General features: G+C 46.5%; 14 protein-coding genes. 4 read left to right on the top strand and 10 right to left on the bottom strand.

The features are described 5' to 3' along the window. The first annotated feature begins 949 nt into the window (after positions 1–949). Together R8O10_RS22050 and R8O10_RS22045 are read left to right on the top strand one after the other, a co-directional pair. Positions 950–2521: an ABC-F family ATP-binding cassette domain-containing protein gene (locus R8O10_RS22050; protein ID WP_318191734.1), complete on the top strand. Its 1572-nt coding sequence runs from the start codon at positions 950–952 to the stop codon at positions 2519–2521. Then, positions 2518–3675: an MFS transporter gene (locus R8O10_RS22045; protein WP_318191733.1), complete on the top strand. Its 1158-nt coding sequence runs from the start codon at positions 2518–2520 to the stop codon at positions 3673–3675. The genes R8O10_RS22050 and R8O10_RS22045 overlap by 4 nt, the downstream gene beginning before the upstream one ends. A 74-nt stretch (positions 3676–3749) precedes the next feature. On the opposite strand, the gene fis is transcribed toward R8O10_RS22045, so the two are convergent. From fis to R8O10_RS22000, 9 genes are all read right to left on the bottom strand, one after another. Beyond that, entirely contained in the window at positions 3750–4046 is a 297-nt protein-coding gene (gene fis / locus R8O10_RS22040; protein WP_000462885.1) for a DNA-binding transcriptional regulator Fis, read from the bottom strand. Between the two features lie 23 nt (positions 4047–4069). Continuing rightward, complete coding sequence (gene dusB, locus R8O10_RS22035; RefSeq protein ID WP_005382505.1) at positions 4070–5038, bottom strand: tRNA dihydrouridine synthase DusB; 969 nt, start codon at positions 5036–5038, stop codon at positions 4070–4072. 139 nt (positions 5039–5177) lie between these two features. Next, on the bottom strand, positions 5178–6065 hold the full coding sequence (prmA, locus tag R8O10_RS22030) for a 50S ribosomal protein L11 methyltransferase (protein ID WP_138940498.1): 888 nt from the start codon (positions 6063–6065) through the stop codon (positions 5178–5180). 165 nt (positions 6066–6230) lie between these two features. Further along, entirely contained in the window at positions 6231–7574 is a 1344-nt protein-coding gene (gene accC, locus R8O10_RS22025) for an acetyl-CoA carboxylase biotin carboxylase subunit (protein WP_005382509.1), read from the bottom strand. A gap of 14 nt (positions 7575–7588) precedes the next feature. Continuing rightward, positions 7589–8050, bottom strand: a complete 462-nt coding sequence (gene accB / locus R8O10_RS22020; RefSeq protein WP_005386355.1) for an acetyl-CoA carboxylase biotin carboxyl carrier protein — start codon at positions 8048–8050, stop codon at positions 7589–7591. 61 nt (positions 8051–8111) lie between these two features. Continuing rightward, entirely contained in the window at positions 8112–8561 is a 450-nt protein-coding gene (gene aroQ, locus R8O10_RS22015; protein ID WP_005382360.1) for a type II 3-dehydroquinate dehydratase, read from the bottom strand. A 303-nt stretch (positions 8562–8864) separates the two neighbouring features. Then, positions 8865–10817 carry an acetate--CoA ligase gene (gene acs, locus R8O10_RS22010; RefSeq protein WP_005386359.1) on the bottom strand — a complete coding sequence of 651 codons (1953 nt, stop codon included), beginning with the start codon at positions 10815–10817 and terminating at the stop codon, positions 8865–8867. Between the two features lie 237 nt (positions 10818–11054). Further along, entirely contained in the window at positions 11055–11684 is a 630-nt protein-coding gene (locus R8O10_RS22005; protein ID WP_064354387.1) for a 3'-5' exonuclease, read from the bottom strand. 33 nt (positions 11685–11717) lie between these two features. Next, a complete protein-coding gene (locus R8O10_RS22000; protein ID WP_258458396.1) occupies positions 11718–13544 on the bottom strand; it encodes a DUF294 nucleotidyltransferase-like domain-containing protein in 1827 nt (608 codons plus the stop codon). Positions 13545–13777: 233 nt separating this feature from the next. Between R8O10_RS22000 and R8O10_RS21995 the strand changes: the two genes are divergently transcribed. Together R8O10_RS21995 and R8O10_RS21990 are read left to right on the top strand one after the other, a co-directional pair. Then, positions 13778–14965 (top strand): 3-phenylpropionate MFS transporter, encoded by a 1188-nt coding sequence (locus R8O10_RS21995; RefSeq protein WP_053307400.1) that lies wholly within the window; start codon positions 13778–13780, stop codon positions 14963–14965. Between the two features lie 135 nt (positions 14966–15100). After that, a complete protein-coding gene (locus tag R8O10_RS21990) occupies positions 15101–18532 on the top strand; it encodes a PAS-domain containing protein (protein WP_031781037.1) in 3432 nt (1143 codons plus the stop codon). A 91-nt stretch (positions 18533–18623) separates the two neighbouring features. On the opposite strand, the gene R8O10_RS21985 is transcribed toward R8O10_RS21990, so the two are convergent. After that, a complete protein-coding gene (locus R8O10_RS21985) occupies positions 18624–20009 on the bottom strand; it encodes a class II fumarate hydratase (protein ID WP_225478104.1) in 1386 nt (461 codons plus the stop codon). Positions 20010–20026: the final 17 nt, after the last annotated feature.

Genomic DNA, 20026 nt, shown 5'->3' with positions numbered 1-20026 from the left:
GGTAGTTCAGTTGGTTAGAATACCGGCCTGTCACGCCGGGGGTCGCGGGTTCGAGTCCCGTCCACTCCGCCACTTATATTAAGCCTCAGTCGAAAGACTGAGGCTTTTTTCGTTCTGGTTCCCCCGACTTACCTGAAACTCACTTTCATATTGAAACCTTGCATCTAGAGGCAGGCTTCCCTCTGGCTATGCTTTCTAAGCCCTGTTATGAGTGAAGTGGAACGCAGTTTTGTGTGGTTTCTACTGAACCGGGTCCTAGTATCGAGCGCTAGTTCTCAGCCCTTGTGCTTACTTACCAAAGCTTCCTTTATTCCTTTATTATTACCTGGAAAATTTATTCACTAGGTTATGTTATTTTCGGGGGAGATTTCTCTGCTTTAGATGTTTTGATTTAGCCATAGGCGCTTATTAATATAAACTCAGCGCATTTAAAACTTTTCAAACATGGATTTTGTTTTGTCGATCTATTTAAGCCAGTGTCTTAAAGTATATTCGCTACTGCTTCCCTCTAACCCTCTCTAACCTTCAAAGCCACCACTACGTACGTATAACGTGAGCGGTATAGGTGCTTTCATAGCTGTGTTTGCTGAGTAAGCAGTTCACCTGGCACATTGACTGAGGAAAAGTCTTCTTTCTGTGGACCTTCGTGTAAGTCACGATAGTTTTAACAATTATCTGGTACTTTTTATTCTAAAGGTGTACGCTTCACATCGAATATTTTTTCGACAGTAAATCATGTTATATCTCTTGTTTAAAAGCTTTGTAAGAAGGCTGAACTCCGTGCAAAAAACGCGATGAAGTGTTGCTCGGAGTCTTAAATTATCTTCATCAGGTGTTTTATGTGTGGGTAGCTTCGCTGAAGTTATACGCAGGAGCTTGTACACCTGATAAAAGAGAAGAGATGGCCGGTGATATTTCATCACCGGCCCTTTTTTATTTGGTTGAAAACATGAGTATTTTACAAGTTAAAAATTTGTCTTATCAGGTAGCCGATAAGACATTATACAACAACGTGACCTTTCGTATTAACGTGGGAGAGAAAATAGGTATCACCGGAGCGAATGGTGTTGGAAAAAGCACCTTATTGAAACTGCTTTTCGGTGAATTATCTGCAGATAAGGGCTGCATTGAATGGTTACCAAACCTTGAGGTGGGGTATTTAGAACAACATTTTAAGATCGATAATGTGCTGACAGTTCATGAGTGTTTAAAGGGCTCTTTTGAGAGTTTATACGCTGCAGAGCAAAAGCTTTGGACTTTGTATCATGCGATGACCGAGTCTCACTCTACATCTCTTTTAAGCCAAGTCGCTCGGCTACAGGCATATTTAGAAGATGAAGACTTCTATGCAATTAATACCAAAATTGAACGAGTTGCTGTAGGTCTTGGTATTTATCAATTTGGCTTAGATACACCGCTTGTCTCGCTAAGTGGCGGTCAAAGGCACAAAGTCCTTTTAGGCAGGTTGTTACTTCGCAACCCCGATGTGTTAATTCTTGATGAGCCGACAAACTATCTTGATGCTCCGCACATTGAATGGCTAGTCACGTTTCTCAATGATTACATTGGCACAGTTTCACTGGTTTCTCATGATATTGATTTCCTTAATCAAGTAGCGACCAGTGTTTGTGATATTGATTATCAAACGGTTCGAAAATACAGCGGTACTTATGTCAAAGCAATGCAGCAAAAGCAGCACGACGGTGCTTTATTAGAAAAGCAATATAAGGCTCAGCAAAGTGAAATTCGAAAGCTAGAGCAATTTATTGCCAAAAATGGTGCAGGAGTTAACGCCAGTCTTGCTAAAGGGCGTAAGAAAAAACTGGATAAAATCGAACGTATTCAACTGAATAATGTAGAGAAAGTATCGACGTTTGACTTTGCTTACCAGCCCATTGGGCAACCGAATGTGATTGACGCAAAAGCGTTGATGATCGGTTATCAGCAGCCTCTGCTTCCAGTATGTGATATCACGTTAGCGCGCGGGGAAAAGTTGGTTGTTGCTGGCTTTAACGGCGTGGGTAAGTCGACCTTACTTAAAACCCTGATGGGGAAGATCGAGCCACTCTCTGGTGAGGTGGTATTGGCAAAAGGTGCAATGATTGGTTATTTTTCTCAAGGTTTGTCTTGGCGCCATCCTCAGAACACGCCTGAACAGGAGCTGTGCTCTTGTGCGCCAACAATCTCAAGCAAAGAGTCACGCAAGCTATTAGCTCGCTTTGGGATCATGGGGGATAAGACGCAGCGCCACTTAGATACATTGAGCGGTGGTGAGCAAACTCGGGTGAAACTGTGTTGTTTATCGGTTCAGAAATGCAATGTTTTGCTGTTGGACGAACCAACAACACATTTGGATAGCAGCAGTAAAAATGCGCTTAAAGAGGCTCTCCAGCGCTTTTCCGGTAGCGTGATTGTGGTATCTCATGAGAAGGCATTTTTGCAATCTTGGCCTGATAGAGTTTTAGATATTTCGTTGCTCACTTGTGCTGAATCGGAAACAGAACAGGAGGTGGAGCTATGATGCGGTCCATTATCCTATTTCTCGTTGCTTTTCTTGTTGGTGCTGATGAGTTGATGCTTGGATCTATTCTTGAACCTATCGGAAATGATTTAAGTGTTCAACCGAGTCAGGTTACCTTATTTATTACGGCATATAGTTTGGCCATAGCAATTTTCGCTCCTTACCTGGGCCGTTTATCAGACCGAGCTGGGCGTATTCGTATCATGGTGCCTGCTTGCTTTGTATTTGGGGTTGCGTCTATTACGACGGGCATAGTTCATGATTTTGAACTTGCTATTGCAACTCGTGTGATCACTGGTATTGCAAGTGCAGGCATGTTACCAATTGCATTCGCGTTAGCGGGAGACGCGAAGGGTAATAGAGCGATGCGTCAAATTGTGATGGTTCAGGCGGGATTAACGCTAGGTATGATAACTAGCCCGGCGATCGGAGCATTGTTGACCCAGCTTTTATCATGGCGTGCCGCTTTTATTATTTTGGGCGTGGCGGCTCTTTTTGTCGGTGCCATGAGCGTAGTGTCCATGAACAACAAGCATAATGAGTCCAAGAAGTCAGATACTCTGCCACCTATCACAGACGTCATTCATCTTCCAGGCGCGTTGAGGGCGATTCTAGCGATGTGTTTAGGCCTAGGGGGAGGTATTGGTGTATTTAACCTGATAGGCCTTCATATTCGAGGTACCAGCGAGTTGGCGCTCGGTTGGGTGGGCGCTATTTATGCTGCTCTAGGGATCGTGAGTGTGGTTGGAAATATGTGCGTGGGGAGAGCTTGCCGTTGGCTTGGTAGCTCTCGAGCTGTTATGCGAGTGGCTTTAATGGTGTGCATACCTTGCAGTGCATGGGTGTTCTCAAGTGAGATGAGTGCGGTGACCGCTTATCTTCCAGCTCTAGTGCTCTGGTCTCTTGCTGGAGGGGTTGGTTCTCCGGCATTACAAGCACATATCGCAAGCTTATCTGATGAATATCGAGGTGTGTTAATGTCTTTTGGAATGAGTATGATGCACTTTGGTGTCGCGATTTGGTCTGCCTTGGCGGGCTTCGCGTATTCTGTAGGCAATGAATGGGTCGCTTTCGTGGCTTTGCTATTGTTTGGCTCAGCAGTAGTTATCTTAAAGCCAGTTGGTAATACTGAACAAAGTGAGCGTTATTCGTAGTGTTTTAGTAGATAAAGAAAAGCCGTTACCTAAAAAGGTAACGGCTTGTTCCAAATACTTTTTGAAAAACGGTCTTAGTTCATGCCGTATTTCTTAAGTTTCTTGCGAAGAGTACCGCGGTTGATACCCATCATAGTTGCTGCGCGAGTTTGGTTACCGCGAGTGTACTGCATGATAGTATCTAGTAGTGGCTGTTCAACTTCAGCTAGAACTAATTCGTATAGTTCTGTTACTTCCTGGCCGTTTAGTTGAGCAAGGTAGTTTTTAAGAGACGCTTTAACAGAGTCACGTAAAGGCTTCTGAGTAATCTGGTCTTGTGACGTTACTGTAGTTACTGTTAATGCTTCTGAAGTCAGATTTTGTTCGAACATATTCGGTCTAGCTCTTCTCTTAATTATGATGCAACGTTATCAAAATAACCTTCTAACGCCTCAATTTGCAGCGGAGCTGCGTCGATAGCGTTGAAGGTACGGCGAAACTCACTTGCCTGTTCATGCTCTTTCAGGTACCACCCAACGTGCTTGCGCGCGATACGTGGACCTAAGAACTCCCCATAAAACTCATGCAGAGCATTTACATGACCAAGCATAATGGTTTTCACTTCCTCAGTTGGAAGTTCCTCCATTGTGGTGCCGTTTTCCAAATAGTGATGGATTTCCTGGAAAATCCAAGGACGACCCTGGGCAGGGCGTCCAATCATTAAAGCGTCCGCACCGGTGTACTCCAGTACAAATTTGGCTTTCTCCGGGCTATCGATATCACCGTTCGCGATAACCGGAATTGAAATCGCCTCTTTTACCGCTTTAATGCTGTCATATTCGGCCTCACCTTTGTACATACATGCTTTCGTTCTGCCATGCAGAGCAAGAGCTTGTATGCCGCAGTTTTCGGCTAATTTAGCGATCTGGACACAGTTCTTGTTGTCTGTATCCCAGCCAGTTCGAGTCTTTAACGTTACAGGAACGTCCACTGCATTCACGACCGCTTTCAAAATCTCTTCGATAATGTTTGGGTATTGAAGCAGAGCAGAGCCCGCTAGCTTCTTATTCACTTTTTTTGCCGGGCAGCCCATGTTGATGTCGATGATTTGTGCACCGTTCTCAACACTGAATTGAGCTGCGTCCGCCATAAGCTGTGGATCGGAACCCGCAATCTGTACAGAGCGAATGCCCGATTCGCCCTCGTGTACCATGCGCTGTTTCGACTTTGACGTTCCCCATAGTTTTGGGTTAGCAGACATCATTTCACTGACGGCCATTCCCGCACCATAGCGAAGACACAACTCGCGAAACGGTCTATCCGTTACACCAGCCATAGGGGCTACGATTAGATTGTTCTTAAGTTGATAGTTTCCGATTTTCAAAACGTCATCACAGTTCTGTACCAGCAAGGGCGCGCATTTTACGCATTTTTTCACTGCGTGAAAAGACTAATATTTGAGCATTTACAAATTGTTTTTGTAAATTGTATGAATTTCAAACAATTAGCTCTGAAAACCTTGTCTAGCCTTGCTTACGACCAGAGATGCGACACCATTCACTTTGCTCAACAATCGGGTCAATGTGAAGCTCGTCACGGTAATAGTTCGCAACATCTTCAGCTTGAGTGTCTAATACGCCGGACATAGCGAGGTCGCCATTTGGCTTAACTAGCCCTTTGATGATAGGTGCAAGTTCACGTAAAGGTCCTGCAAGGATGTTGGCCACAACGACGTCAGCGACGAGACCTTCAGGTTGATTTTGCGGTAAGTAAACTTCTAGTTTGTCTACAACGCCATTACGCTCAGCATTGTCTTTTGAAGCAAGCAGGGCTTGAGGATCAATGTCGATCCCTATCACTTTTTCAGCGCCCAGTTTGATCGCTGCGATCGCTAGAATACCTGAGCCACAACCGAAGTCGATAACGGTCTTACCGCTTAAGTCCATGCTTTCTAGCCACTCAAGACAAAGTGCTGTTGTAGGGTGAGTACCCGTACCGAATGCAAGGCCTGGATCCAACATAACATTAACAGCGTCAGGATCTGGAATGTCGCGCCAGCTTGGACAAATCCATAGGCGTTCACCAAATTTCATTGGGTGGAAGTTTTCCATCCATTCGCGTTCCCAGTCTTTATCTTCAAGCTGTTCTACTTTGTAAGCAAAATTGTCAGCCAGCATATTGCTCGCTTTAATTTGGTCGATGATGAAGTTAGTGTCTGCTTCTGCATCATACAGTGCCAGAATATCAGTATCGCCCCATAAGCGAGTTTCGCCAGGTAGAGGTTCGAATACAGGTGTATCCTGCGCGTCTAAGAATGTAACAGACAGCGCGCCAGTCTCTTCCATTAGCATATCGCCGATTTGCTCAGCGTTTTCATTGGTCGCGTTGAGTTTGATTTGAATCCAAGGCATTGGTTTTTGCTCTTAAAGTGAATGAAGTGGCGCAGAGTTTACCAGAACTCTACGATTTGTTTGAGTATATACCCAAATAAGCCAATTTATATGTTGAGCCGTTCGCGTACATATAAAACAAAAATGCCCACGGGAGTGGGCATTTTTTAAGACGTTTGCTTAGGCTTATTGTAAGCCAAGCTTCTTCTCTAGGTAGTGGATGTTTGCACCACCGTGTTGGAAGTTTTCGTCATTCATAATGGAGAACTGCAGTGGCACGTTAGTTTTGATGCCTTCGATGATCATCTCACCCAGTGCGTTTTTCATACGTGCAATCGCTACATCACGGTTCTCACCGTAAGTGATCAGTTTACCAATCATTGAATCGTAATGAGGTGGAACTGTGTAGCCTGTGTAGATATGAGATTCCCAACGTACACCCATACCGCCAGGAGCGTGGAAACGCTCGATCTTACCCGGAGATGGTAGGAAGCGCTCAGGGTCTTCTGCGTTGATACGACACTCAATCGCATGGCCACGGATCTTAATATCATCTTGAGTGAATGACAGAGGCTGACCCGCTGCAACACGAAGCTGTTCTTTGATTAGGTCGATGCCAGTAACCATCTCTGTTACTGGGTGCTCTACCTGAATACGAGTGTTCATTTCGATGAAGTAGAACTCACCGTTCTCGTATAGGAATTCAAACGTACCTGCGCCGCGGTAACCGATCTCGATACACGCACGAGTACAGCGTTCACCGATGTACTTACGCATTTCTTCGGTGATACCAGGTGCTGGAGCTTCTTCCACTACTTTTTGGTGACGACGTTGCATTGAACAGTCACGCTCACCAAGGTGGATTGCGCCGCCTTGACCGTCAGCAATAACCTGAACTTCAACGTGACGAGGGTTTTCTAGGAATTTCTCCATGTAAACCATGTCATTGTTGAACGCCGCTTTTGCTTCAGCACGTGTCATTGCAATGGCTTGGATAAGGTCTTTCTCTGCGCGAACAACACGCATACCACGACCGCCGCCGCCGCCAGATGCTTTGATGATTACTGGGTAACCAATGCGCTTAGCAAATGCTTTGTTTTTCTCTTCGTCATTGTCTAGAGGGCCGTCAGAACCCGGTACACAAGGAACGCCTGCTTTCTTCATTGCATTGATAGCAGATACTTTATCGCCCATTAGGCGGATAGTGTCTGCCTTTGGACCAACGAAGATGAAACCACTGCGCTCAACTTGCTCTGCGAAGTCTGCGTTCTCAGACAGGAAGCCGTAACCTGGGTGGATAGCCACAGCACCAGTCACTTCTGCTGCAGAAATGATGCGTGGAATGTTTAGGTAGCTGTCGATACCACGAGCAGGGCCGATACATACGGTTTCGTCTGCGAGTAGTACGTGCTTAAGATCGCGGTCCGCTGTTGAGTGAACAGCGACGGTCTTAATACCTAATTCTTTACAAGCGCGAAGAATACGAAGTGCAATTTCACCTCGGTTCGCGATGACTACTTTGTCTAGCATAAGGCAAGCCCCGCTTATTCGATTACAACAAGAGGTTGGTCGAATTCAACTGGTTGGCCGTCTTCAGCTAGGATTGCTGTAACAACGCCAGATTTGTCCGCTTCGATTTGGTTCATCATTTTCATTGCTTCAACAATACATAGAGTATCGCCAGCATTTACTTTCTGACCTACTTCTACGAATGCTTTAGAGTCTGGGCTTGGAGAGCGGTAGAAAGTACCAACCATTGGAGAAAGAACTTGGTGACCTGCAGGTGTTGCTGCTGGAGCTTCTGCTGCTGGCGCTTCCGCTACTGGTGCCGCTGCTACTGGAGCAGGTGCCGCCGCTGGAGCTGCTGCGTAGTGAATTGGTGCTTGAGGGGCTGCAGTGCCATGACGGCTGATGCGCACTGACTCTTCACCTTCAGAGATCTCTAGCTCAGCAATGCCAGACTCTTCAACTAACTCAATTAGCTTCTTGATTTTACGAATATCCATCTTTTCTTTCTCTTTTATCTTGTGATTAAGACAACCCTCGTAGGGTTGCAGAGTGTTAGGGTTACTTTGCCTGTAGCTTATTGATCGCTGCAGACAGAGCAAATTCATAACCTTGTGCGCCTAAACCGCAAATCACACCCTCTGCTTTATCTGACAGATAAGAGTGATGACGGAATGGTTCACGTGCGTGCACATTTGATAAGTGCACCTCAATAAATGGGATGGCGACGCCAAGTAATGCATCTCGCAGCGCCACACTAGTATGAGTGAAAGCCGCTGGATTGATGATGATGAAGTCAATCTTGCCATAGGCAGCGTGAATGGCTTCAATCAGTTCGTACTCACGATTTGATTGTAGGTGTTCCAGTTCTACCCCAGCGTTATGGGCTTGCTCTGTAAGAGTATCCACAACTTGAGCTAAGGTACTGTGACCATAGTGTGTCGGTTCGCGCAGACCCAATAGATTAAGATTTGGTCCGTTTAGAACAAGAATCCGTGACTTTGCAGACATTGTGTTGCTATCTTCCCTTATCGTGAGTGGAACGTTTATATTCCCAAATATACGATAGTTCAGCACGATTTTTTTGTTAAAACCGAGCAAATTTTAAAAAATCGACCAAGATTATAGCTAATTCATAGCAATTAGCAGCAATTTACTGGTCTAATCTCCTAATAGCCACTCTCGTTTCTGTAACCAAGTTAACAAAAACAACATAATTGCCATATTTTTTGTGTGGCCAATTTGTGCACTGAAGCAAAAAACCGCCATGAGTGATGGCGGTTTTTAAAGTGCTTTTAAAACAGTTGGTTGAATTTATGCCAATTCTGCTTTCTCTGCGATAAGTTTATCTACAACGCTCGGATCGGCAAGCGTTGATGTGTCTCCGAGGTTGCTGGTATCACCCGTTGCAATTTTACGCAGGATTCGACGCATGATCTTACCAGAACGAGTCTTCGGTAAGGAATCCGTCCAGTGCAGTACATCTGGTGTTGCAATTGGACCAATCTCTTTACGCACCCAATCTTTCACTTCTTTGTGTAGCTCTGCTGACGGGAATTCACCATCGTTCAAGGTAATGTAAGCGTAGATAGCTTGGCCTTTGATATCATGCGGAATGCCCACAATAGCGGCCTCAGCAATTTTATGATGTGCGACAAGAGCCGATTCTATTTCAGCGGTACCCATGCGGTGACCCGACACGTTTAGTACGTCATCAACACGGCCCGTGATCCAGTAGTAACCGTCTTCGTCACGACGAGCCCCATCACTAGTAAAGTACATTCCCTTGAAGGTTGAGAAGTAGGTCTGTTCAAAGCGCTCGTGGTCGCCATAAACAGTACGCATCTGACCTGGCCATGAATCAAGGATCACCAAGTTACCTTCTGCTGCGGTTTCTTCAATGATGTTGCCCATGTTATCAACCAGTGCAGGTTGGACTCCGAAGAATGGTCGAGTTGCTGAGCCTGGTTTTAAATCTGTTGCACCTGGTAGTGGTGCAATTAAGATACCGCCGGTCTCTGTTTGCCACCAAGTATCAACGATAGGCGAGCTCTCGTTACCAATCGTTTTGTAGTACCACTCCCACGCTTCAGGGTTGATAGGCTCACCTACTGAACCCATCACACGTAAGCTTGAACGAGATGTCCCTGCTACCGCTTCGTTACCTTTTGCCATTAGTGCACGAATAGCGGTTGGCGCAGTGTAGAGAATGTTCACTTGGTGCTTATCAACCACTTCACTCATCCGAGCCGTGCTTGGGTAGTTTGGAACACCTTCAAACAGAATGGTTTTGGCCCCGTTCGCTAGTGGACCATAAATTAGGTAAGTATGGCCTGTAATCCAGCCCACATCCGCGGTACACCAGAAGGTTTCACCTGGTTGATAATCGAAGACATATTTAAAGGTCATTGCCGCGTAGACGAGGTAACCGCCTGTAGTATGTAGTACGCCTTTAGGTTTACCTGTCGAGCCAGATGTGTAGAGGATGAACAGCGGGTCTTCGGCTTTCATCTCTTCTGGTGGGCAAACGTCAGAAACGTTGGCTGTTGCTTCGTGCCACCAAACATCACGGTGTTCATGCCATTCAACATCACCACCTGTACGTTTAAGCACGACGACTTTATTGATGGTTTTTACGTCTGGGTTGGTTAGTGCTTCATCCACGTTCTTTTTCAGTGGAACAGCGCGTCCGCCACGTACGCCTTCGTCAGCGGTGATCACGACTTTAGCGTCAGAGTCGATGATACGGCCGGATAGTGCTTCTGGTGAGAAACCGCCAAATACTACGGTGTGAACCGCACCAATACGGGTACAAGCGAGCATCGCCACTGCGGCTTCTGGCACCATTGGCATGTATAGACACACCACGTCGCCCTTGCGTACGCCTTGCTCTTTCAATGCGTTGGAGAATTTACACACTTCTTTGTGCAGTTCGTTGAAAGTGAGTGTTTTGTCGTCGGCTGGATCATCGCCTTCCCAAATGATGGCGACGTCATCCCCGTGTTCTGCAAGATGACGGTCAATACAGTTAGCCGAGACGTTCAGTGTGCCATCTTCAAACCAGCGAATATCAACATGGCCAGTGTCGAAAGAAGTGCTTTTTACTTTGGTGAAAGGTTTGATCCAATCAACGATTTTGCCGTGTTCGTTCCAGAAGCCCTCTGGATCGGTTACCGACTGCTGATACATGGCTAAGTAAGTATCATTATCCGCGTGTGTATGAGTTTTAATATTTTCTTTTACCGGATAAACGTGGGCTTCGCTCATGGCTTCTCTCCTTGTGCCTTATTTCTCGGCCTTACACCAATCTAGATAAGATTTTGAATATATTTTTGTAGGGCTGTTTTTTGGTTCTAAATAACTTGGTCGTGGTAATGACGACGTTGTGCTTATAACTGTCAGTCACCGCGCGTATTTCCACAATTAGACTTTAGGATGAGAGTGATAGAAGCGCCGGGAAATCGCTGAAACAAAAGTATTTCTGGGAGCTAGGTCAACTGATTTTTATGTATACGGTGCGGTTAGGTTGGGTAAATCGCCTTTCGTTAAGCGGACAAAGACCAAAGCGGCAGAAATCGCGTCTTGCAAGGCGTCGTGTTTGTCTTGGATAGGAAGTTCGAGGTGTTTACAAATGGCATCCAGACTTAAGTCGAAATAGGCATTCGGCAAATGTCGTTCCAACTTATCGTGATAAATCTGACTGACCTCGATGAGTGGGTTAGGAAGTGGGAAGCCAAGTTGCCTCAGACAAGCAAGGTCTAAGATCTTTTTATCGTAACGAATGTGATAGCCCACAAGTGGTCGGTTGCCGATAAATTCGAGCAGCTCGAGCAGCGCCTCTTTTTCACTGATGCCATCGACTAAGTCTTGGTGGCGAATTCGATGGATCTTGACCGAGCCAGAGTCGAGCGATTGCGGCGCGCGTAAGCGGACTTCAAATGGTTGACTGGTGATGATGCGGTTGTCGATGATCTTGGTGGCTGCAATAGTCACCAGCTCGGCGCGATTTGGGTCAAGGCTGGTGGTTTCGCAGTCAAGAGAGACGTATTCTGTTTTATCTGGCGTGCAAAACAGCGACTGATAAGGCGAGCCTTTCAATTTGTAATGCCAGTATTTGCGTTGTAACCAGTTCATTGCTTACGCCTCTGTGATTTATGAAAATCAGGGTTAATCACGAATTTGATAATGGAAGCCTAAAAATTGCTTAAATTTCTTCACCACATGTAAGCTGTGGCGAAGCAAATCACGCTCAGTTCTATCCAGTTGTTTAATATCAATGTTATTCAACGCTTCTTGCTTTTTGAGTTGCTGATTAAGACGAAGTTTAAAGAACAATTTAAGTGCTTCGTTGAGATTATCTGCCGTTTCGGATTCTAAGATGCGCTTATTTCTCAGAGCTTCAATGCGTTCAAACGTGTTCTTCTCTTCAATGGCATACTCCAAAGACAAGGCGCGAATGCCGTGTACAATTGGGAAAATACCGCCGCGTTTAATGTCCAATCCGTCTTTAGCACTTTTTACGTTGCCAAATAGAGTTAGGGGCACCGAAAACTGCAAGGCAGGGCGAGTAAAGTCAGACAATATCAACATGCGATCTTTCATTGTGTCACGAAGATGCGCCGCAATTGGAGCCAGCAGCTCGCAATTCCCAGCAACAGCATGGGCGTCACTGAAAATGGCTAAGTCCATGATTTGTTCTGGTTCGGCTTTAGCTATCCAGTGGTTTAGGGTGCTTATCCATTCTTGCTGTGTTTTGACCCATTTCGGGTTGTTAACCATCACTTTACCAGGGCAAAGTGGATAACCGAGCTGTTGTAGGGTGTGTGTGAAGGATTGCATCACTTGTTCGCAATGAGGCCATTCCAGACCATCTTGAATAATCAGGGCATTGTCTTGATCGGTTTTGAGAATTTGCTCTCCTCGGCCTTCAGAGCCGAGTACGATCAAGCAACAATGGTCGTGCAAGGCTGGTGGTATCACTAACTCGAACGCTTTCTCGATAATTTGTTCGTTTACGGCTGAGATAAGCTCCATGATGAAGCGAGTGCGGATGCCGTTTTTCAATAAGCTCTCGACCAATTGACGTTGGCGGTTTGAGGCCAAAGCGAGCTCTTCCACGCTGCTTGCTCGAGCAATACTGAGCGTTAACACGTGAGAGTGGGTTGAGAACGCGCTGAGAATTTGGGTCATATCCAGCATGCCGACGGCTCTGTTGCCTTCACATACCATGAGGCGTTTCATTCTATTTCTGGTCATTGTGATCATGGCGTTGAATAGAAAGTCACCATCATCAACGTGATAAACAGGAAAGCTCGCGATCTCACCCACTGGTGTGTCGAGCGCGCAACCATCTATCATCACAGAATGCAGCATATTAGTACGAGTCACTATTGCGTACGGGTGGGCTGATGGCCATTTTTCCAATCGTGGATCATCGCCATGGAGTTGAACCAATGCAGCGTCAATCCCATTTTCTTTTAAGGAACGTGTTACCTCGTTAATTGGTGTATTTGGTTCAAGGATCATCGGTGGGTGATAAATGCTGCGGTCAACTTTAGTGAGAATAAACTCCGCTAAGTTTTGCTGTTGATGGGCCGCTTCGATGAGCTCTTGCCGTTTCGATAAATTGTTATCGAAATAGGCTGCAAACTGGCCATTTTCGTTGTAAAGGGCAAGGAAAATTTCTTTCGGCAGTAGGTAAGAGAGCGTGTCCTCAAGCGCGATGTAGTGATGACGTACCTTGTCTTCAAGTAACGAGCGTACATCGAACATATCGTCGTTGGCATAATGTGCGAACACTTCCTGTTGATCGTTGGAGCGCTCTTCTACCGCGCCTTTGATCAGAATATGTAAGTGGGGGTTCTTCTGTCCGCAGGATAAAATAACATCTCGAGCTCGATAGTAGGCGACGTCCAGAGACGATCGCAGTCGCGTTTGTTGTGCTTCAGTTAAGCGATCGAACGGTGGAGATTGCATGTTAAATTTGTCAGGCATGAGAACACCCAATAATGATGGAAGGAACACTCTCTAAGTCTGACAAATTTCTTACCGGAAGCCAGACGACTTTGGTCTAAATTACGATGTTTTCGCTTGAAGATGCCAAATGTCGCAAAGTTAGTATTCCATCGAGGAAACGATAAGTTTCTTATTCTTCCCTTTTTATAATACGCATGGCGATCCATAATTCCCGGCTCGAACGTTGGTGTTCCCGTTTTAGGATATTAGTAATGTTGAAACCTTCTCCGTATGGCTGGATTTCCCAGTACTTTCTCGGATTCTTCTTTGCGTATGGCGTGTATCTGCCATTTTGGTCACTTTGGTTTAAGGATCAGGGCGTATCTTCGACAGATATCGGTTTGCTGGTCGGGTTAGGCCTTGCGACACGTTGTGTTGCCAATATCGTGATCACCCCACGAGTACACAAAGTCGAACATCTTATGCCTGCTTTACGTTGGTTGAGTTTCGCTGCCCTCCTTTTTGTTGGATTTCACTTTTTTACGGGTGGTAGCTTTTGGTTAATGGCACTAGCGACAGTGTTGTTCAATCTTTGTTGTGGACCGATTATTCCGTTGTCGGACGCGATGGCAAATTACTACGCTCGCCTGAAAATGCTCGATTATGGCCGCACGCGGCTATGGGGTTCGATCGCCTTTATCGCAGGCTCGACGGCAGTGGGCTACCTGGTGGCTGAATTTGGCTCCGATATGATCTTGTACACTGCGATGTTCGGCGTGTTTATCTCGTTGTTGTTTGCTATGCGACCGACTAACCCAATGCCTGTAACGCATGGTGGGCAAAGCGCAGAACGTCCAAAGCTGACCGCTCTTTTGACTGACAAACCGATACTAAAATTCTTAGTGTTGGTGTCACTAATTCAGGGCAGTCATGCGGCTTACTACGGCTTTAGTGCGATTCACTGGAAGGCCGCTGGTCACTCGGAAGATGTCATTGGCTACTTGTGGAGCTTAGGAGTAGCCGCAGAAGTGGCAGTGTTTGCATTGAGTAAGCGCTTATTCGTAGGTTGGTCAATACGCGCGCTGTTTATTGCTGCTGCCGTTGGTGTAATGATGCGTTGGGGTATTACGGCGTCGACAACATCAATTATTGCTTTGGTGGTTGTTCAACTATTGCATGGTGTGACTTTCGCTACCGCGCACATTGCCGCGATCCAATATATCCAAAACTCCGAAGAAAATAAGATCGTAGCGTTGCAAGCGTTGTATAACGCGATTCCGTTGGGCGCATTTATCGCGTTAATGACCGTATTGAGTGGCTGGGGTTATGAGCACTGGGGACCGCTTGTGTTCTGGGGCATGGCCGCGATGGGGTTATTGGCTCTGTTCATCAAGCTTGATTCGCAAGACCCACATCAGGTGGTTGATGTATCAGACAAGCCACTTGAAACACAGAATTAGACTTATGTAACAAAGGTTAAAAACTAAGCTTTGTCTCCGTTATCAAAGCAGTGTTAAATGAAACCTCTCCCTCATGGAGAGGTTTTTTTATTCTCTTGCTTTAAAAGTAGCAAGAAAGGCAAGAAAGGATATCGGATGCAAGGATGGCTGGTGGTTCCCGTTTCTTTAGCGTATTTGGGAGCTTTATTTATCATCGCGTGGTACGGCGACATTCAGAAAAGGTGGCTAGCGCGCTGGCGGCCTTGGATTTATAGCCTTTCCATTGCGGTGTACTGTACATCGTGGACCTTCTACGGCACGGTCGGGCAAGCCAGCAGTAATCCTTGGTCTTTCTTGCCCATCTATATTGCCCCCATTTTAGTGTTTACCATCGGATGGCGCGTTTTAGCTCGGCTTATTTTGATTGCTAAACGGGAACACATCACGTCGATTGCTGACTTTATCGGAGCACGCTACGGTAAATCCCAGGGTTTGGCCGTGGTTGTTACGCTCATAGCGGTTGCGGGAATTTTGCCGTACATCGCTTTACAGCTGCGTGGTATCACTATGGGGCTTGAAATCATTGCTCCAGAGCTGGCTACTGATTTTGGTTATCAAAACGATAGCGTGTCGTGGTTTGTTGTGGTCGCATTGGCGATTTTTACGATGCTATTCGGTACCCGCCACATTGATAACACGGAACACCATCGTGGGATGATGATGGCAATTGCCTTCGAATCCATTATCAAACTGCTGGCTTTTTTAGTGGTTGGTGTCTTCATTGTTTGGTTGGCGATGAACACCGAGAGTTTGAGCTTACTTGATGTTGCCGCGCAGACGTATCAGTCACCAAATATCCCGACTATATTGATTCATACTGTACTCACGATGCTGGCGATCGTTTGCCTTCCGCGACAATTCCATACGATGGTGGTGGAAAATGAACGTGCTCAAGATTTGCACGTGGCTCGTTGGTTGTTCCCCATTTATCTGATCTTAATGGGGATTTTTGTTTTACCTATTGCGTGGGTAGGGCAAGGTCTCTTGAGTGGCGCTTCGCCTGATACTTATGTCATCAGTGTACCGATGTCGGTAGGGGCGAGTGAAATCGCCTTGCTTGCGTTTTTAGGCGGTACTTCAGCGGCAAGCGGCATGGTTATCGTATCGACGATTGCCTTAGCGATCATGGTCTCGAATGACTTGGTTATGCCATTGCTATTGCGTCGCATGCGACTGACGCAGCGTAACCACCACCATTTTTCTGAATTATTACTGCGGATCCGCCGTGGTTTGATTTTAGTTTTGTTGATTGGCGCGTGGTGTTTCTATCAAGCGTTGGACACCATTCATTCACTTTCTGCTATCGGCTTTCTCTCGTTTGCGGCTATCACGCAATTCGCTCCTGCGCTGGTTGGCGGTATGTATTGGCGTCAAGGGAATAAGAAAGGTGTGTATGTTGGCCTCGCGGTGGGTTTTGCTACCTGGCTGATTACGTTAATGAGCCAAACAGACATGCTTGCCGGAGACGCCAGTAATAACTTCCTGATCTGGTTGATTACGCCACCAGAGGTATTGGCTAGTTTTGATATCGCGATTTCAGATTGGGGGATGATCCTCAGCGTGGTCGCTAATGCAGTGTGTTTTGTTGTGGTTTCTATGGCTACCCGACCAAGCCTAAGTGAGCGCTTACAATCGGCATCATTCGTTGGTACACCGTTGCCTGAAAGCGAAAATATGAGTCTGTACCAGAGCCGCGTTACGGTTGCAGAACTGGAAATGCTAGCATCCAGATTTGTAGGACGAACGCGAGTTAAAGCGGCGTTTCAAGCCTACTGGAGCCAGCAACGAGAAGAGTTGATGCCGAATCAACAAGCGCCATCTTCTCTGATTCGGCATACGGAGCGTGTGCTAGCAGGGGTATTTGGAGCATCTTCTGCTAAGTTAGTACTTACTTCCGCTCTGCAAGGAAGAAACATGCAGCTTGAAGAGGTGGCGACTATCGTCGATGAAGCCTCTGAACTGTACGATTTTAGTCGGGGTTTACTCCAAGGCGCGATTGAGCATATTGGACAAGGTATTGCGGTCGTCGATAAGCAACTACGCTTGGTTGCGTGGAACCAACGCTATTTAGAACTCTTTGAATTTCCGCCAGGCCTGATTCAAGTAGGTCGACCGATTGCGGATGTGATTCGGCACAATGCAGAGCAGGGGTTGTGTGGCCCTGGTGACCCTGATGACCACGTCCGTCGCCGTGTTTATCACCTTGAGCAAGGGACTCGGCACACCTCTTCTCGGGTTCGTCCCGATGGTCGCGTGATAGAGGTGCAAGGTAACCCAATGCCAGGTGGTGGCTTTGTGATGAGCTTTACCGACATCACCGTATTCCGTGATGCAGAGCAAGCACTGAAAGACGCCAACGAGACATTGGAAGAAAGGGTACGTCTGCGGACTCGAGAATTAGAACAACTTAACAAGCAGCTGGTGGAAGCGACGCAGCGCTCGGATTTGGAATCGAAGTCCAAATCACGGTTCTTGGCGGCAGTAAGCCATGACTTGATGCAACCGCTCAACGCGGCGCGTCTATTCGCATCTTCACTATCGGAAGTCGCCAAAGACAGCGAAGCCAAAAAGCTGTCAGCACACATTGAAAGTGCTTTAGAGGCTGCCGAAGACTTAATTGGAGATTTGCTGGATATCTCGCGCTTGGAATCGGGCAAGTTGGAAGTCAACGTGCATGGCTTTGCGTTAAATGATGTGTTATCGAATTTGAATGCTGAGTTTAGTGCGTTAGCCAAACAGCAAGGTATAGAGTTCACCATGATTCCGTCCTCACTCATGGTTAAGTCGGATCCCAAACTGCTGCGCCGTGTGGTGCAAAACTTCCTGACCAATGCGTTTCGTTATAACCCGAATGGCAAAGTCGCACTCGGTGTTCGCCGCGTGAAAGGGCGAGTGCGTATTGATGTATGGGATAATGGAGTGGGGATTGAAGAAGAGAAGCAGCAAGAGATTTTTGAAGAGTTTAATCGCGGAACTCAAGTTCGTTCCGACCAAGGTCTCGGACTTGGTTTGGCGATTTCGAAAGGAATTGCTCAGGTACTTGGGCATGAAATTTCGATGCGCTCTTGGGTTGGAAAAGGCAGTGTTTTTTCCATCACCCTAGATAAAGCTGATCATGTTCAGCCTCATCCAGTTCACGTGGCGATGAATAAGCAATCTGAACTTGGTCATCTGAGAATCCTATGTGTCGATAATGAGCCTGACATTCTAGTCGGCATGGAAAACTTACTTTCCCGATGGGGTTGCGATACACGAGTTGCGATTGATTTAGTTGAAAGTCTACAAGCGCTTGAGGATGGTTGGATTCCGGATGTAATTTTCTCCGATTACCGACTTGATGATGGTCGTACTGGTTTAGAAGTGCTACAGCAATGCCGCCTGAGATTAGGCCACAGCTTTGAAGGCGTCATCATCAGTGCAGATCGTACCGATGATATGCTTGATGGTATCAAAGCAAATGGGTTCAGCTTTATTGCTAAGCCAGTTAAGCCGCTTAAGCTGCGTTCGGTGCTCAATCGAGTCGCTTAGGATTGGAGTGTTTGAAAAATCGCTATAAAAAGAGACCTCCGAATGGAGGTCTCGATGTTTGTAATCTTCGTTGATAGGCTGAGTTTGCCGCTTATTCTGCGACGCCGCCTTGGGTCAGTTTGGCTGGATTAAGCAATCGCTCTAGTGTGGCTCTATCCAAATCAGTTTCTTCTTCCGCGACATCAATAATCGCGCGTCCCTGTTTGTAGGCTTTTTTCGCGACTTCTGCCGCTTTTAGGTAACCAATGACTGGGTTGAGAGCCGTGACCAAAATTGGGTTTTTGGCGAGTGCAACATCCAAGTTATCTTGGCGAACTTCAAACGTCGCAATGGCTTTGTCAGCTAAAGCGGTTGCGCTGTTAGAGAGTAACTCGATGCTCTCCAATACGTTATGAGTAATAACTGGCAGCATGACGTTAAGCTGGAAGTTGCCCGCTTGGCCTGCGACGGTAATGGTGGTGTCATTACCAATGACTTGCGCTGATGCCATAGCTGCGGCTTCTGGGATCACAGGATTTACTTTGCCAGGCATGATGGAAGAACCCGGTTGCAAGCCTTGTAATTCAATTTCACCTAAACCAGCCAATGGACCTGAATTCATCCAACGAAGATCGTTTGCGATCTTCATGATAGCAACTGCTGCTGTTTTGAGCTGTCCCGACAGAGCGACGATCGCATCTTGACTGCTTAAATTGAAAAAGAAGTTATCACTGGCCGTGAACTGAATACGAGTTGACTGGGTTAGGTTGCTAGCGAATAAGTCTGCAAAGCGTGGATCGGCATTGATCCCCGTTCCAACCGCCGTACCACCTTGGGCTAAGGCTTTTACAGCAGGAAGTGTTTGTTCAATCGCTTGTTTTGCATGCTCGATTTGGAACTGCCAACCGCCAAGTTCTTGAGCAAAGGTAATTGGCATCGCGTCCATTAAGTGGGTGCGACCGGTTTTTACAACATCTTTCAATGCTTGTTGCTTAGACTCTAGTGTTTGGCTTAGGTGTGACAGGGCCGGGAAGAGCTGTTTTTCAATGGCTAATGCTGCGCTAACTTGAATGGCCGTTGGTACCACATCGTTGCTGCTTTGTCCCATATTGACGTGATCATTAGGGCTGACAGTGCCGCCTAGATGCTGGGAGGCCAGTGTTGCAATTACTTCATTCGCATTCATATTTGAGCTAGTACCTGATCCGGTTTGAAATACGTCAATTGGGAATTGCTCAATATGATTGCCTTCGATAATTGCTTGAGCTGCGTCAGCAATCGCGTTGGCAATATCTCCCTCAAGCAGCCCTAGCTGTGCGTTGGTGAGTGCCGCAGTCTGCTTGATGTGTGCTAACGCTTTGATAAAACCAGATGGCATTTTATGTTGACTGAATGAGAAGTTATCGACGGCGCGTTGAGTCTGAGCTTGGTAGAGAGCATCTGCAGGGACCGTTACTTCGCCCATACTGTCAGTTTCTATGCGGAATTCGGTGCTCATGGTAGGGATCCTTTTGG

Source organism: Vibrio sp. 1727, assembly GCF_033344415.1.
In the GTDB taxonomy this organism is placed as follows: domain Bacteria; phylum Pseudomonadota; class Gammaproteobacteria; order Enterobacterales; family Vibrionaceae; genus Vibrio; species Vibrio alginolyticus.
This window is presented reverse-complemented; position numbering and strand designations above follow the sequence as displayed.